This window comes from Rhizohabitans arisaemae (genome assembly GCF_025996515.1).
GTDB lineage: Bacteria > Actinomycetota > Actinomycetes > Streptosporangiales > Streptosporangiaceae > Rhizohabitans > Rhizohabitans arisaemae.
Genome location: NZ_BLRH01000060.1, coordinates 441,919 through 456,067 on the forward strand (window position 1 = coordinate 441,919; position 14,149 = coordinate 456,067).

Genomic DNA, 14,149 nt, shown 5'->3' on the forward strand with positions numbered 1-14,149 from the left:
GGGGCTACCGCAGGCCGCGGCGGCGAAGGAGGAAGACGGCGGCGCCGACGAGCAGCCCGGCGACGAGCACGACACCCAAGGTGGGCGCGCCCTCGTCGTCATTGTCGGCCACACCCGCCGCGGTGCCGCCGCCACCCGCCTTGGGGGCCTTGGTGGGCACGGTGCCGAGGATCTCCAGCTCCGCCTCGCCGGTGTGGTTGGACTCGCAGGTCACGTTGACCGTGTAGGTCCCGGGGACCAGGTTCTTGCTGAGCTCGGCCACCCCGGAGACCACGAGCGGATTCTCCGCGTCGGGCTCCAGGTTGACCGGCTCGAAGGCGAGGCTGGACGTGGCGAGCGCCCGAACCTGGGTGTCCCCGGTCTTCGGGCACTCAGCCGTGATCTTGATGTCCTGCCCGGCCCCGCTGAGCGTCTTGGCGGGGGTCAGCGTGACTTTGATCTCCTGGCTCCCGGCGGCGGCCGGGGCCGCGAGCCCGAGGAGCGAGACTCCGGCGATCAATCCGACGACCAACCCTGTGGCGAACCTTTGCCTGGCCCTCTTCACCCGCAGCGCTCCTCTGCACCTCGCCGGTGATCAACTACTTGGACGCCTACAAAGCAGACAGAGCCATAGTAAAAGATCTTTAGCTCCAGCGGGGATATCCGAGCGCGTTACTTTGCCGTCGGGCTCATTCCGCGCCGACCCCGAGCTCGACCGGGATGACCGCCCAGCGGGGGCCGACCCCGGTGAGGGCCAGGCTCCGCTCCTCGCCGGTCTCGTCCCGTATGATCTCGACCTCCAGCCGGTCCTCGGTCAGCCCCTCGACGAGCCCCTCACCCCACTCCACGACGGTGACGGACTCCGCGAGCGAGGCGTCCAGGTCGAGCTCGTCCACCTCAAGCAGCCCGCCGAGCCGGTAGGCGTCCACGTGGACGAGCGGGGGCCCGCCGCACAGCGAGGGGTGAACCCTGGAGATCACGAAGGTGGGCGAGGTGATCGGCCCGCGGACACCGAGCCCCTCGGCGATCCCCTGGACCAGGGTGGTCTTCCCGGCACCGAGCGATCCGGTGAGGATCACGAGGTCACCGGGGCGCAGAGCCCCGGCGAGCCGGACCCCGAACTCACGCATCATCGCCGCCGTTGAGATCATCATTGCCATCAGGCCGCTCCCTGCCGCGCGGCCCGCCGAATCAGCTCGCGGAGCGCCTCGTTGACGATACCGGGGTGTTCCAATTGCACCAGGTGCGAGGAGCCGGGCACGGTCACCAGCGTCGATCCGGCGACGGCCTCGGCCATGGCCTTGCTGTGGTCCGGTGGCGTGAGCCAGTCCTTCTCGCCCACCAGGATGGTGGTCGGCACCCCGTCCAGGACGTCGAGCGCCGCGAGTTTGTCGTGGGACATCAGCAGCGGGTAGAAGTCGGCGATCACATCCATCGGGGTCGACCGGATCATCACCTCGACGAAGTCCACCAGGGTGGGGCTCACGTTCCTGGGATCGCCGAACCCCAGGTGCCGCAGGGAGAGGAAGGCCACGTCGGTGCCGACCTGACGGCCCCGCTCCACCAGTGCCGAACCGCGCCCGAGCACCGCCACGGTGGGCCGGACGGTACGGTGCACCATCTTGGCGAGCAGCGCGGGAAGCCCGAGCGTGACCTCGGCGAGCTTGCCCGCCGAGGTGGAGACGAGGGCGACGCCGCGGATCCGCTCGCCGAAGAGTTCGGGGTGCCGGTCCGCCAGCGCCATGATCGTCATGCCGCCCATGGAGTGCCCGACCAGCACCACCGGCCCGGGCGCGAGCTGCTGCAGGACGTCGTAGAGGTCTTCACCGAGGCGGTCCACGGTGCAGTGCTCCTTGGCGCACCGCGGCGACCTGCCGTGGCAGCGCTGGTCCCACAGCACCAGCCGGTCGGTTTCCTTCAGGTCGCGGCGCTGGTAGTGCCAGGAGTCGAGGTTGAGCGTGTACCCGTGGCAGAAGACCACGGTGAGGGGGGCGTCCTCGGGCCCGTCCACCTCGGCGTAGAGTTCGAGCCCGTCGGAGGTGGTGACCGGGGTGGGGCGGCCGCGGAGCTCGCCCAGCGGCTCGTTCGCCTCGGGGTCGGGGCCCAGCCTGATCCGCCCGACGGCGTACCGCTTGGCCAGCGCCGCCGCGGCGACGCCCGCGGACGCGGCACCGACGATGGCCCCGGCGATCCCGACCCTGCGCCGTGTCGTCATCCATGACCCCCTAAGGACGTTCTACCGGGTAAACGCGTGAAACACGCGGTCCGATCCCGGTCACGATCTCGTACGTGATGGTGTTCAGGCAATCGGCCCACTCCTGTGCGGTCGGTTCGCCGTGGTCGCCGGGCCCGAAGAGGATCACCTCGTCTCCCGCGGCGAGCTCGTCGTCCCCCACGTCCACGAGAAACTGATCCATGCAGACCCGTCCGGCGATCGTACGCCGGACACCGCCCACCAGCACCTGGCACGTGTTGGATCCGTGGCGGGGGATCCCGTCCGCGTAGCCGATCGGGACCAGCCCTACGGTGGTCCTGCGTTCGGTGACGTAGCTGTGCCCGTAGGAGACCCCGGACCCGGAGGGAACCCGCTTGGCCAGGGCGATCCGCGCGGCCAGCGTCATCGCCGGGCGCAGGCCGAAGTCGCCGAGCCGAGGGATCGGGTTCAGCCCGTACGCGGCGATGCCGAGGCGGACGAGGTCGTAGTGGGCCTCGGGCACGGTGAGCGTCGCCGCTGAGTTAGCTATATGACGCTTTGCCCCACTAACACCCACTTTTTCCGCATAATTCACAGCATCATCGAACAGCTCCAGCTGGTCGGCGATCGACGGATGCCCCGGCTCGTCGGCGCAGGCGAAATGCGACCAGAGGCCGACGATCCGCACCAGCCCCTCGGCCTGGAGCGCCAACCCGTGCTCGACCAGCGCGGCCCACTCGGCCGGGGTGGCGCCGCCCCGGGTGATCCCGGTGTCGACCTTCAGATGGATCCTGGCCGGACGTCCGGTACGGCGAGCGGCCCCGGCGATCTCGTCCAGAAGCCACCCCACGCCCGCGGAGAGCTCGATCCCCTCCGTCAGCGCCCGGTCCAGCTCCGCGCCCGGGGGAAGGATCCACGCGAGCACCGGCGCGGTGATCCCCGCCGCGCGCAACTCCAGCGCCTCCTGGATGAACGCCGTGCCGAGGCAGGTCGCCCCCGCCTCCAGCGCCGCACGGGCGCACGCGACCGCGCCGTGGCCGTACCCGTCCGCCTTGACCACCATCATCACCTCGGCACCCGGTGCGCGCCCACCGAGCGACGAGACGTTGTGCCGTATCGCGGAAAGATCCACCCTCGCCTCTGCGGGGGACGCCGATGTGAGGAAACCCATCCCCCCAGTTTGTCAGGTCTGCGCAGGTCGGCGGGCCGGTGCCCCGAAAGTCGAGGCGTCGCGGACCGAGCGGATCGCGGCCGGAAGGGCCGCCAGGACGTCGCCCGCGGTGATCGGAGCCGACGACTTCCCGTCCCCGGACGCGGCGATCCGCCCGGCCAGACCGTGCAGGTACGCCGCGGCCGAGGCCGCGTCGTAGGCGGACAGTCCCCCCGCCAGCAACGCCCCGGCGAGCCCGGAGAGCACGTCGCCGGTCCCGCCGGCGGCGAGCCAGGGGGTGCCGGTGAGGTTGACCCGGACCGCGTGCCCTTCCTGGGCGATCAGGGTCGTGGACCCCTTCACCAGCACGGTCGCGCCGAGCTCCGCGGCGGCCCGGCCCGCCGCTTCGAGCCGGTTGCCCTCGATGAACTCGCGCGACTCACCGAGCAGGCGGGCGAGCTCGCCGGCGTGCGGGGTGATCAGAGTCGGCGCGGGCCGGTCCAGCAGGGTGGGATCCGCCGCGCAGAGGGTGAGGGCGTCGGCGTCGACCAGGACCGGGACGTCGGAGTCGAGGACGGCCCGGAGCCGCTCCAGGCTCTGCCGGCCGGTCCCGAACCCCGGGCCGATCACCCAGGCCTGGACCCGGCCCGGCCCGATCACGGCCTCGGGCCAGTGGGCCCGCACCTGCCGTACCGGCTCGTCCGTCGAGTCGAACCGGACCAGCCCGGCCCCGCCCCGGAGCGCCCCGCCGACCGCCAGCACCGCCGCCCCGGAGTACTGCGCGCTGCCCGCCGCGACGCCGAGCACGCCCCTGCGGTACTTGTCCGACTCGGCGGCCGGGGTGGGCAGCAGTTCGGCGACGTCGGACGCCTCCAGCGCGGTGAGGTCGGGATCGCGCAGGTACGGCCCGAGGCCGATGTCCACCAGTTCGACGGTCCCGGTGTGGCTCGCCCCGGGGTCGACGAGCAGGCCCGTCTTGTACCCGCCGAAGGTCACCGTCAGATCCGCCCGGACCGCCGCCCCCGCCACCACGCCGGAGCTCGCGTCGACCCCGCTCGGCACATCCACCGCCACGACCCGGGCCCGGGCCCGCGCCGCCAGCGCGGCCAGGGTGGCCTGCGGCTGACGCAGCGCGCCCACCCCGCCGATGCCGACGAGTCCGTCCACGATCAGGTCGGCCCTCTCCATGATCCGGCTGTCCTCGCCGACGGCGTCGTGGATCCGCCCCCCGGCGGCGCGGAGCGCGGCGAGGCCGCCCGGATGGGTCTTGGCGCCGGCCAGGATCGCGTCGACCCGGGCGCCGCGCCGGGCGAGGACGGCCCCGGCGTAGAGGGCGTCCCCGCCGTTGGCGCCACCGCCGATCAGCAGGACCACGCGGGAGCCGTACACCTCGGTGAGCAGGTGGACGCAGGCCGCCGCGAGCCCGCCCGCCGCCCGGCGCATGAGGGTGCCCTCCGGCACCCGCGCCATCAGGGCGTGCTCGGCTCTGCGGATCTCCTCGACGGAGTAGGCGGCTTTCATCCCTCCGCCACCACCATTGCGATAGCCATCCCCCCATCGTGGCTCAGAGAGACGTGCCACCGGGTGACGCCGCGCTCGTCGGCGGCGGACGCGACGGTCCCGGCGACCCGCAACTCGGGCTTCCCGTGTTCGCCGACCTGGATCTCGGCGTCGATGTGGCGGAGACCCGGCGGGGCGCCCAGGGCCTTGGCCACCGCCTCCTTCGCCGCGAATCTGGCCGCCAGGGAGCGGATGGCGAGCGCCTGTTCACCCTCGGTGAACAGGCGCTTACGCAGGCTCGGGGTCCGTTCCAGCGTGGCGGCGAACCGCCCGATGTCGACGATGTCGACGCCTATCCCAAGGATCACCCGTCCACGGTACGCCGACGGGTGCCCGGCCGCGCGAGGCTAGAAGCCGCCGCGGTGCCAGGGGCCCCAGATCGCGAAGGACAGGCCCCGGCTCGACTGGATGTTCACATAGAGGGTGTGACCGCCGGGGCCGAACGTGGATCCCGCGAACTCCGCCCCGCCGTCCCCGGGGACCGGCGCCAGCCGGGAGAAGTCGAAGATCTCACCCCGGCGGGTAAGCCCGCGCAGGTAGTTGTCGCCGCCGCCGTCCTCGCAGAGCACCAGCGTGCCCCGCGGACTGGTGGTGATGTTGTCCGGCAGGTCGAGCGTCATCGAGCCGGGCGACTCGTACAGCAGGCGGAGCCGACTGCTCCAGGTCTCGTACGCCCAGATCTGGCCGCGACCCTTCCCGAACCCCGAGGGCGGGGTGTCGCCGGGGGCGGTGGCCCCGCCCTGGGTGGAGACGAAGTACACCGTGCCGTGGTGGTGGACCGCGCCCTCCAGCCGGGAGAAGAGCGCGGCACCCTCGGCCCGGCCCTGGCCGCCGACGGCCTGCAGCGCGGTGTCGTTGCTCGGCGTCCCGGTGAACGTGGGGTCCGGGTCGTCGATGTCCACCCACTCCACGTCGTAGGCGACCCCGGCCGGCTGGGCCAGGGAAAGGTCCTTGCCCGGCTGGTCGCGGACGGCGAGCATCTGCAGGCGGCCCCCGTCCAGGATCCGCCGGGCGGCCACCGGATGCCGCGGCGGCAGGTAGCGGTAGAAGCCGGAGGGGAAGGCGAAGTTGTCCTCGGTGAGGTAGATCGCCCCCTTCCTCGGATCGCAGACCGCGGCTTCGTGGGCGAACCGGCCGGCGGCGCGGATCGGCCGCGCCGTGGCCGTACCGGTCGCCGGCACCTCGAAGATGTAGCCGTGCTTCTGGGTGAGCTTGGAGTTGTCCTGGCCGGTGAAGTCGTTGCCCACGTCGGGGCCGTTGACCGTCTCCTCGCAGGTGACCCAGCTGCCCCAGGGCATCGCCCCGCCGGAGCAGTTCATCTGGGTGCCGGTCAGGCTCGGCCCGCTGGAGACGACCCGGCCGTCCCGGGTCACCGTGAGCGTCGCGGTACCGCCGCCCGTGGCCGGATCGTAGGCCTTGGCCGGGTCGCCGAACGCCCCGACCGGCCCGTTCACCTCGTGGTTGCGGACCAGGATCGCGGTGCCGCGCGGGCCTCTGAAGGCCGCCATCCCGTCGTGGCGGCCCGGGGTCGGGCTGCCGTCGGTGAACGCCTCGCCGGCCGGGTTGAACGAGCGGTAGCGGAACCCTTCCGGAAGGTGGAGCCGGACCACACCGTCCCGTTCGTCGGGGACCGCCTGGAGCGGGCCGTAGCCGGCGGCCGGTCGTGTGGCGCCTTGTGCGGCTGCCGCGGCGACGCCGGAGAACGGCCCTCCGGCCAGTGTGGCTCCTGCGGCGACTACCGTACTCCGTGCGAGGAAGCGGCGACGATCCATGCGGCTTTGCACTCCTAACCTGGCCGGACTACCCGATCCCCGAGTCGCGCCACACTAACCCTTGCCGACATTCCGACATATGGCACATCACTACAAGATCTCCCCTACTCCACCGTGACGGACTTGGCGAGATTGCGGGGTTGGTCCACGTCGTGTCCCTTGGCGCTCGCCAGCTCGCACGCGAAGACCTGGAGCGGGACGGTGGAGACCAGCGGCTGAAGGAGCGTCGGGACCGCGGGGATGCGGATCAGGGTGTCCGCGTAGGCGGTCACGCTGTCGTCGCCCTCCTCGGCGATGACGATCGTCTTGGCCCCGCGGGCCCGGATCTCCTGGATGTTGGAAACGATCTTGTCGTGGATCACCTTCCGCCCGTGCCCGGGGACGACCACCACCACCGGGAGCCCCGGCTCGACCAGCGCGATCGGACCGTGCTTGAGCTCACCCGCCGCGAAACCCTCCGCGTGCATGTACGCGAGCTCCTTCAGCTTCAGGGCGCCCTCCATGGCGACCGGGAAGCCGACGTGGCGGCCGAGGAACAGCACGCAGCGCTCGGCCGCGAGCGACCGGGCCAGGTCGCGGACCGGACCGATCGTGGTGAGGACCTCCTGAATCTTGGAGGGCATCGTCTCCAGCTGCTCGATGACGTCCTCGATCTCGTCGCCGAAGAGCACCCCCCGGACCTGCCCGAGGTAGAGGGCGACCAGGTAGCAGGCGACCAGCTGGGTGAGGAACGCCTTGGTGGAGGCCACCGCGACCTCGGGCCCGGCGTGGGTGTAGAGGACACCGTCGCTCTCCCGGGGGATCGTGGAGCCGTTCACGTTGCAGATCGCCAGCACCTTGGCCCGCTGCTCACGCGCGTACCGTACGGCCATGAGCGTGTCCATCGTCTCGCCCGACTGGGAGATCGCGATGACCAGGGTGTCCCGGGTCAGGATGGGGTCCCGGTAGCGGAACTCGGAGGCCAGCTCCACCTCGCAGGGGATGCGGGTCCAGTGTTCGATCGCGTACTTGGCGATGAGCCCCGAGTGGAAGGCGGTGCCGCACGCGACGATCACGATCTTGTCGCAGTCCCGCAGATCCTGGTCCGACAGGCGCATCTCGTCCAGCACGAGGCGGCCGTCGGCGCCCACCCGGCCGAGCAGGGTGTCGGCCACCGCCCGCGGCTGCTCGGCGATCTCCTTGAGCATGAAGTACTCGTAGCCGTCCTTCTCGGCGGCCGAGGCGTCCCAGTCGACGTGGTAGTCCCGGGTCTTGGCGGGCCTGCCGTCGAAGTCGGTGATGGTGATCGAGTCCCGGCGCAGCTCCACCACCTGGTCCTGGCCGAGCTCGATCGCCTCCCGGGTGTGCGCGATGAAGGCGGAGACGTCGCTGCCGAGGAAGTTCTCCCCCACACCCCGGCCCACCACGAGCGGCGAGTTGCGCCGGGCGCCGACGACCAGGCCCGGGTCGGCCGTGTGCACCGCCAGAAGCGTGAACGCCCCCTCCAGGCGACGGCAGACGTTGCGCATCGCCTCGCCCAGGGTGACCCCCGCCGTCTCCTCCTCCAGCAGGTGCGCGACGACCTCGGTGTCGGTGTCGGAGCGAAGCTCGTGCCCGCGCTCCTCCAGTTCGGCCCGGAGCGCGGCGAAGTTCTCGATGATGCCGTTGTGGATGACCGCGATCTGCCCTTTGCAGTCCCCGTGCGGATGGGCGTTGCGGTCCGTCGGCGCGCCGTGGGTGGCCCAGCGGGTGTGCCCGATGCCCACGGTCGCGGGCGGCTGGGGCAGACCGGCCAGGGCGTCGCGGAGGTTGATCAACTTGCCCGCGCGCTTCTCCATGACGATCTCTCCGTCGGCGACCACCGCGACCCCGGCCGAGTCGTATCCCCGGTACTCCAGCCGGGCAAGACCCGCCACCACGACGTCCAAGGCCTGCTGATCACCGACGTAACCCACGATTCCGCACATGCGGGCCAGGTTATCGGGTGGACGTCTTCCGGGCGCCCAGGCGCAGGCCGTACGGAACCGTGTCAGTACAGTTCCCCCATGAGCAACGGCTGGACGAACGGTTCGAATCCGTATGTGGAACTCAGCCGGGGCCAGTGGCAGGCGTTGCGCCGGAACACGCCGCTCACCCTGACCGAGGACGAACTGGAGGAACTGCGCGGCGTCGAGGACCCCATCGATCTCACCGAGGTCACCGACATCTACCTGCCCCTCACCAGGCTGCTCAACCTGCACTTCACCGGCTCCCGGGAACGCGGGGGCGCGGTCTCGGCCTTCCTCGGCGAGCAGGGGCCGCCCCCGCCGTACGTGATCGGGATCGCGGGCAGCGTCGCCGTCGGCAAGTCGACCACCGCGCGGCTGCTGCACACCCTGCTGGCCCGCTGGCCGGAGCACCCGCACGTCGAGCTGATCACCACGGACAGCTTCCTCCACCCCAACCGGATCCTGGAGGAGCGCGGGCTCATGCACCGCAAGGGGTTCCCGGCCAGCTACGACCGCCGGGCGCTCGTCCGGTTCGTCGCCGCGGTCAAGGCGGGCGCGCCCGAGGTCAGCGCACCGGTCTATAGCCATCTTGAGTACGACATCGTGCCAAATGTCATCCAGACCATAAAAAATCCGGACATCCTTATTGTCGAAGGGTTGAACGTCCTGCAGCCGGCCCCGGCGCACGCCCTGGCGGTCTGCGACTTCTTCGACTTCTCCATCTATGTGGACGCCAAGGTGGAGGACGTCCGGGACTGGTATGTGGAGCGTTTCAACAAGCTCCGGCGGACCGCGTTCGCCGACCCCAAGTCCTACTTCCGGCACATCGCCGAGCTCTCCGACCGGGAGGCCGTCGAGTTCGCCCGGAACGTGTGGCGGGAGATCAACGAGCGCAACCTCGTGGAGAACATCGCCCCCACCCGGGGCCGCGCCGACCTCGTGCTGCAGAAGGGGCCCGACCATTCGGTGCGCAGAGTTCGGCTGCGCCGGACCTGAGGGCTCTAGAGTCGTGCTGTGCTACATGTCCGCGTGATCTCCCCCGGGGATCGGACCGAGCAGGTCGTCCGGATCCTCACCTCGGACCTGGGGATCACCAATGTGATCGTGCTGCCCGGCGCCGCCAGGGAGCCCGTGGGGGACGTGATCCTCTGCGACGTGGCGCGGGAGGCCGCCAACGACCTCCTCGAACAGCTGTGCGCGCTGGGTCTGGACGTCGACGGGTCGATCGCCGTGGAGCGGGTGGACGTGTCGCTCTCCGAGGCGGCCGAGGAAGCCAAGGAGGAGGCGCCGGGGGACAGCGAGGACGCCGTCGTCTGGGAGGAGTTCGCCCAGCGCACCCGGGAGGAGTCCCGGCTCACCTGGGCCTTCCTGGTGTTCCTCACCCTGGCCACCCAGCTCGCCGGGATCGCGGTGCTCACCGACTCCCCGATCCTGATCGTGGGCGCGATGGTCCTGGGGCCGGAGTTCGCGGCGGTCGCCGCCATCTGCTTCGGCCTCATCCAGCGGGACGGCAGGCTGGTCGCCGTCGCGACCCGGACCCTGGTGGCCGGATTCACGGTGGCGATTCTCCTCACCTTCAGCTGCGCGCTGGTCGCCTACGGGCTGGGCTGGATCGAGCCGGAGATGCTGGCGGCGGAGGACCGGCAGACCGCATTCATCGTCAAGCCCGACAAATGGGCATTTATCGTTGCATTGTTGGCTGGTGTGGCGGGTGTCCTCTCCATCACCGCGGGCAAGTCCACCGCACTGGTCGGGGTCTTCATCTCGGTGACCACGGTGCCGGCCGCCGGCAACGTGGCCGTGGCCCTCGCCCTCGCCTCCTGGGGCAACGTCGCCGGGTCGCTGATCCAGCTCTCGATCAACGTCCTGGGCATGGTGATCGCGGGCATCCTCACCCTGCTGGTGCAGCGCGCGATCTGGCGTCGTACTTCCCGCCTACGACCGCCGGTCGGCCGTTTGCCCGATGAGGCCGCCCCCGACTCATCCCCAGGTCGTAGATGAAACTCGGTCCCAGGGTAGATCTCCCGGCCGTACTCGGGTCGATACAGTGCGATCATGTCTATCCTCGCCACCGAGGGACTGTCGAAGCGCTTTCCACGGGTGACCGCTCTGGACCAGCTCACGGTGAACATCGGACCGGGAGTCACCGGTCTGGTCGGAGCCAACGGAGCCGGTAAGTCCACGCTGATCAAGATTCTCCTCGGCCTGCTGCGGCCGACGAGCGGACGGGCGACCGTGCTCGGCCTCGACATCGCCTCCCAGGGGGAGGAGATCCGGCGCGTCGTCGGCTACATGCCGGAACACGACTGCCTTCCCCCCGATGTCAGTGCCACCGAGCTCGTCGTCCACCTGGCGAGACTGTCCGGGCTGCCGAGAACCGCCGCCCGGGAGCGCGCCGCCGACACCCTCCGGCACGTCGGCCTGCACGAGGAGCGCTACCGTCCGATCGGCGGATACTCCACCGGAATGCGGCAGCGGGTCAAACTCGCCCAGGCGCTCGTCCACGACCCGCGACTGGTCTTCCTCGACGAACCCACCAACGGACTCGACCCGGCCGGCCGGGACGACATGCTCCGCCTGATCCGGCGGATCGGCACCGAGTTCGGGATCAGCGTGCTCGTCACCTCCCATCTGCTGGGGGAACTGGAGCGCACCTGCGACCACGTGATCGTGATCGATGCCGGAAGGCTGCTCCGCTCCTCCGGCATCGACGACTTCACCCAGGGAACCCACACCGTCTCGGTCGAGGTCGAGGAGGGGCAGGCCGAGTTCGCCGAAGCGCTGACCCGGGCGGGCCAGCGGGTCGAGGCGGACGGAAGGCTGCTTGTGATCAAAGTCGTCGACGACTCGACCTACGACGCGGTCCGTGACATCGCGTCCGACCTGGACCTCGGGCTGATCCGGCTGGAGCAGCGACGGGGACGCATCGAGGACGTCTTCCGCGAGCGGGACCACGCGCAGGGGGGTGCCGAGCGTGTCTGAACCCTCCGGCGTCATCCACGACATCGGGTACCGCCACTACGACGGACCGCGGCACGGCCGGGCATACGCCCGTACCGCGCTGTTCACCAACAGCCTGCGCGGCGCGTTCGGCCTGGGCCGGCCAGCCAAATCCAAGATCATGCCGATGCTCCTCGGGGTCATCATGCTCCTCCCCGCGACCGTCTCGATCGCGGTGATGGCCCTGTTGCGCGAGGGACCGCTCTCCTACACCGGCTACGCGGTCACCATGCAGGCCGTCGTCGCGATCTTCCTGGCCACGCAGGCCCCGTACCTGGTCGGCCCGGACCAGCGGTACCGAGTCCTCCCGCTGCTGTTCTCCCGGCCGGGCACCCCGACGGACTACATCGTCGCCAAGGTCGCCGCGATCGTCGGCGCGATGATGATCATCATGGTCCTGCCGATCACGCTGATGTTCGTCGGCGAGATCTTCGTCAACCCGCCGGGGCCCCTGCACACCGGGGACTACCTCCGGGGCGTCGGCGGGGCGTTCCTATTCGCGATCTTCCTCGGTACGGTCGGCATCGCCCTCGCCTCCCTCACCCCTCGGCGCGGCCTCGGCGTCGCCTCGGTGATCGCCTTCTATCTGATCACCCTCGCCACCTCCACCGTGCTGTCCGGGGTGCTCGAATCCCTCAGCCACGACACGGCGTCCAGATGGACCCTGCTGATCAACCCGTTCATGCTCGTCGACGCGATCCAGGTCTGGATCTTCGGCAGCCGACCGGCCCTGGGGATCGACTACCCGAGCGGCGCGGGCGGCCCGGTCGCGCTCCTCGCCGTACTCCTCCTCATCGGCGCCGCCCTCGCCATCCTGGTGAACCGGTACAGAAAGGCGGCGTCGTCATGACCGACCACTCCGCTCCGACCACGATCCACCTCGACGAGGTCTCCCGGTGGTACGGCAACGTCGTCGCGGTCAACAACGTGACCATGCGGATCGGCCCGGGCGTCACCGGCCTGCTCGGACCCAACGGCGCGGGCAAATCCACCCTGCTGCACATGATGGCGGGCTTCCTCGCCCCCTCCTCCGGCTCGGTCACCCTCGGCCGGGACCGCATCTGGCAGAACTCCAAGGTGTACAAGTCCGTGGGGATCGTCCCGGAACGGGAAGCGCTCTACGGCTTCCTGACCGGATGGCAGTTCGTCCTCTCCAGCGCCAAACTGCACAAACTCGCCAACCCCGTCGAAGCCGCCACCAAAGCCCTCAACCTCGTCGAGATGCTCGACGCTGGCAACCGGCGGATCGACACCTACTCCAAGGGGATGCGCCAGCGGGTCAAGGTGGCCGCCGCGCTCGTCCACGACCCCCCGGTGCTCCTGCTCGACGAGCCGTTCAACGGGATGGACCCGCGGCAGCGGCTCCACCTCATGGAGCTCATCACCAGGATGGGCGCGGACGGACGGACCATCCTGTTCAGCTCGCACATCCTCGAAGAGGTCGAGCGGGTCGCCCAGCAGATCGAAGTACTCGTCTCCGGCCGGCACGCCGCCTCCGGCGACCACCGGGAAATCCGGCGCCGGATGACCAATCGGCCCCACCTGTTCACCATCCGATCCAGCGACGACCGCAAACTCGCCTCCGCGCTGATCGCCGACGGCTCCACCGGCGGAGTCCGGCTCGGCGAGGACGGGCTCGAGGTGCGGGCGATCGACTTCCGCGCCTTCACCCGGCTGCTCCCCCAGGCGGCGCGGAAAGCCGACGTGCGCCTGCTCCAGGTCAGCCCGTCCGACGAGGACCTGGAGTCGGTGTTCTCCTACCTGATCTCCGGGGGCAGACAATGACCGCCGCACTCCAAGGGGCACGTCCGTGAACACGACCATCGCCCAGATCACCTACCGGGGCATGCTCGGCAGCCGCCGGGTGTTCCTGCTCCTCGGGCTGCCCGTGCTCCTGCTCGCCCTCACCGGGGTCCTCTACGCTCTGGCGAGCTCGCCGGAACGGGTGACGATCCTGCTGATGGAGCGGTTCGGGGTCGCCATGATGCTTCCGCTGCTCGGCCTGATCGTCGGAACCGGGGTGATCGGCAGGGAGATCGAGGACGGTGTCATCATGCACCTGCTCGCCAAGCCGATCCGGCGGGAGGTCGTCTCCGTCACGAAACTGATCGTCGCGGCCTCGCTGATGGCGCTGTTCGGCGCGCTCCCGATCTTCATCTCCGCCTTCGCGATGATGGGCTGGGAGGCCGACGTCGCCCTTGGCTTCGCCGTCGGCGCGCTCGCCGGCGGAGTCGCCTACGCCGCGGTCTTCCTGCTGATCTCCATCGTCACCCGGTTCGCCGTCACCGTGGGGATCATCTACGCGCTGATCTGGGAAGGAGTGGTCGGCACCGTCGCCCCCGGCGCACGGGACCTGTCGATCCAGCAGTGGACGCTCTCCATCGCCGACGCCGTGTCCTCGTCGGCCTTCCTCAAGAGCCAGGTCGCGCCGGGCTTCGCGATACCGGCACTGATCGTCACCACCCTGCTCGCCACGATCCTGGCCGGCCGCCGCCTCCGCTCCCTCACCCTCAGCGGAAGCGAATAA

Annotated in this window: 14 protein-coding genes; 6 read left to right on the forward strand and 8 right to left on the reverse strand. The window is 70.3% G+C overall.

Going from position 1 to position 14,149, the window contains the following annotated elements:
• Positions 1–4: 4 nt before the first annotated feature.
• The 8 genes from RUR_RS30420 to glmS form a co-directional block, all read right to left on the reverse strand.
• On the reverse strand, positions 5–544 hold the full coding sequence (locus RUR_RS30420; RefSeq protein WP_283138659.1) for a hypothetical protein: 540 nt from the start codon (positions 542–544) through the stop codon (positions 5–7).
• A gap of 124 nt (positions 545–668) precedes the next feature.
• The gene (tsaE, locus tag RUR_RS30425) at positions 669–1,139 is read right to left on the reverse strand and encodes a tRNA (adenosine(37)-N6)-threonylcarbamoyltransferase complex ATPase subunit type 1 TsaE (RefSeq protein ID WP_283138660.1); all 471 of its coding nucleotides are present in this window, start codon (positions 1,137–1,139) and stop codon (positions 669–671) included.
• Positions 1,139–2,194, reverse strand: coding sequence for an alpha/beta fold hydrolase (locus RUR_RS30430; protein WP_283138661.1), 1,056 nt, complete (start codon positions 2,192–2,194; stop codon positions 1,139–1,141). The genes tsaE and RUR_RS30430 overlap by 1 nt, the downstream gene beginning before the upstream one ends.
• 10 nt (positions 2,195–2,204) lie before the next feature.
• On the reverse strand, positions 2,205–3,344 hold the full coding sequence (gene alr, locus RUR_RS30435) for an alanine racemase (protein ID WP_283138662.1): 1,140 nt from the start codon (positions 3,342–3,344) through the stop codon (positions 2,205–2,207).
• A 12-nt stretch (positions 3,345–3,356) separates the two neighbouring features.
• On the reverse strand, positions 3,357–4,844 hold the full coding sequence (locus RUR_RS30440; RefSeq protein ID WP_283138663.1) for an NAD(P)H-hydrate dehydratase: 1,488 nt from the start codon (positions 4,842–4,844) through the stop codon (positions 3,357–3,359).
• Positions 4,841–5,191 carry a holo-ACP synthase gene (locus tag RUR_RS30445; protein WP_283138664.1) on the reverse strand — a complete coding sequence of 117 codons (351 nt, stop codon included), beginning with the start codon at positions 5,189–5,191 and terminating at the stop codon, positions 4,841–4,843. Before RUR_RS30445 ends, RUR_RS30440 begins: the two co-directional genes overlap by 4 nt.
• A gap of 39 nt (positions 5,192–5,230) precedes the next feature.
• Positions 5,231–6,655 carry a PhoX family protein gene (locus tag RUR_RS30450; RefSeq protein WP_283138665.1) on the reverse strand — a complete coding sequence of 475 codons (1,425 nt, stop codon included), beginning with the start codon at positions 6,653–6,655 and terminating at the stop codon, positions 5,231–5,233.
• 104 nt (positions 6,656–6,759) lie between these two features.
• Complete coding sequence (gene glmS / locus RUR_RS30455; protein ID WP_283138666.1) at positions 6,760–8,601, reverse strand: glutamine--fructose-6-phosphate transaminase (isomerizing); 1,842 nt, start codon at positions 8,599–8,601, stop codon at positions 6,760–6,762.
• A gap of 78 nt (positions 8,602–8,679) precedes the next feature.
• On the opposite strand from glmS, the gene coaA reads away from it, so the two are divergent.
• From coaA to RUR_RS30485, 6 genes are read left to right on the forward strand one after another with little or no spacing between them, the layout of a single operon-like run.
• Entirely contained in the window at positions 8,680–9,618 is a 939-nt protein-coding gene (coaA, locus tag RUR_RS30460) for a type I pantothenate kinase (protein ID WP_283138667.1), read from the forward strand.
• An 18-nt stretch (positions 9,619–9,636) separates the two neighbouring features.
• The gene (locus tag RUR_RS30465) at positions 9,637–10,623 is read left to right on the forward strand and encodes a DUF389 domain-containing protein (protein WP_283138668.1); all 987 of its coding nucleotides are present in this window, start codon (positions 9,637–9,639) and stop codon (positions 10,621–10,623) included.
• Between the two features lie 54 nt (positions 10,624–10,677).
• Positions 10,678–11,604: an ABC transporter ATP-binding protein gene (locus RUR_RS30470; protein WP_283138669.1), complete on the forward strand. Its 927-nt coding sequence runs from the start codon at positions 10,678–10,680 to the stop codon at positions 11,602–11,604.
• Positions 11,597–12,472: an ABC transporter permease gene (locus tag RUR_RS30475; RefSeq protein ID WP_283138670.1), complete on the forward strand. Its 876-nt coding sequence runs from the start codon at positions 11,597–11,599 to the stop codon at positions 12,470–12,472. Before RUR_RS30470 ends, RUR_RS30475 begins: the two co-directional genes overlap by 8 nt.
• Complete coding sequence (locus RUR_RS30480; RefSeq protein ID WP_283138671.1) at positions 12,469–13,407, forward strand: ABC transporter ATP-binding protein; 939 nt, start codon at positions 12,469–12,471, stop codon at positions 13,405–13,407. The genes RUR_RS30475 and RUR_RS30480 overlap by 4 nt, the downstream gene beginning before the upstream one ends.
• 25 nt (positions 13,408–13,432) lie before the next feature.
• Positions 13,433–14,149: an ABC transporter permease subunit gene (locus RUR_RS30485; protein WP_283138672.1), complete on the forward strand. Its 717-nt coding sequence runs from the start codon at positions 13,433–13,435 to the stop codon at positions 14,147–14,149.

What these genes read in the sequence shown, in the direction of transcription:
- tsaE (WP_283138660.1), bottom strand. Translation starts at nt 1,139, where the DNA reads ATGGCAATGATGATCTCAACGGCGGCGATGATGCGTGAGTTCGGGGTC.
- RUR_RS30430 (WP_283138661.1), bottom strand. Translation starts at nt 2,194, where the DNA reads ATGACGACACGGCGCAGGGTCGGGATCGCCGGGGCCATCGTCGGTGCC.
- alr (WP_283138662.1), bottom strand. Translation starts at nt 3,344, where the DNA reads ATGGGTTTCCTCACATCGGCGTCCCCCGCAGAGGCGAGGGTGGATCTT.
- RUR_RS30440 (WP_283138663.1), bottom strand. Translation starts at nt 4,844, where the DNA reads ATGAAAGCCGCCTACTCCGTCGAGGAGATCCGCAGAGCCGAGCACGCC.
- RUR_RS30450 (WP_283138665.1), bottom strand. Translation starts at nt 6,655, where the DNA reads ATGGATCGTCGCCGCTTCCTCGCACGGAGTACGGTAGTCGCCGCAGGA.
- glmS (WP_283138666.1), bottom strand. Translation starts at nt 8,601, where the DNA reads ATGTGCGGAATCGTGGGTTACGTCGGTGATCAGCAGGCCTTGGACGTC.
- coaA (WP_283138667.1), top strand. Translation starts at nt 8,680, where the DNA reads ATGAGCAACGGCTGGACGAACGGTTCGAATCCGTATGTGGAACTCAGC.
- RUR_RS30470 (WP_283138669.1), top strand. Translation starts at nt 10,678, where the DNA reads ATGTCTATCCTCGCCACCGAGGGACTGTCGAAGCGCTTTCCACGGGTG.
- RUR_RS30480 (WP_283138671.1), top strand. Translation starts at nt 12,469, where the DNA reads ATGACCGACCACTCCGCTCCGACCACGATCCACCTCGACGAGGTCTCC.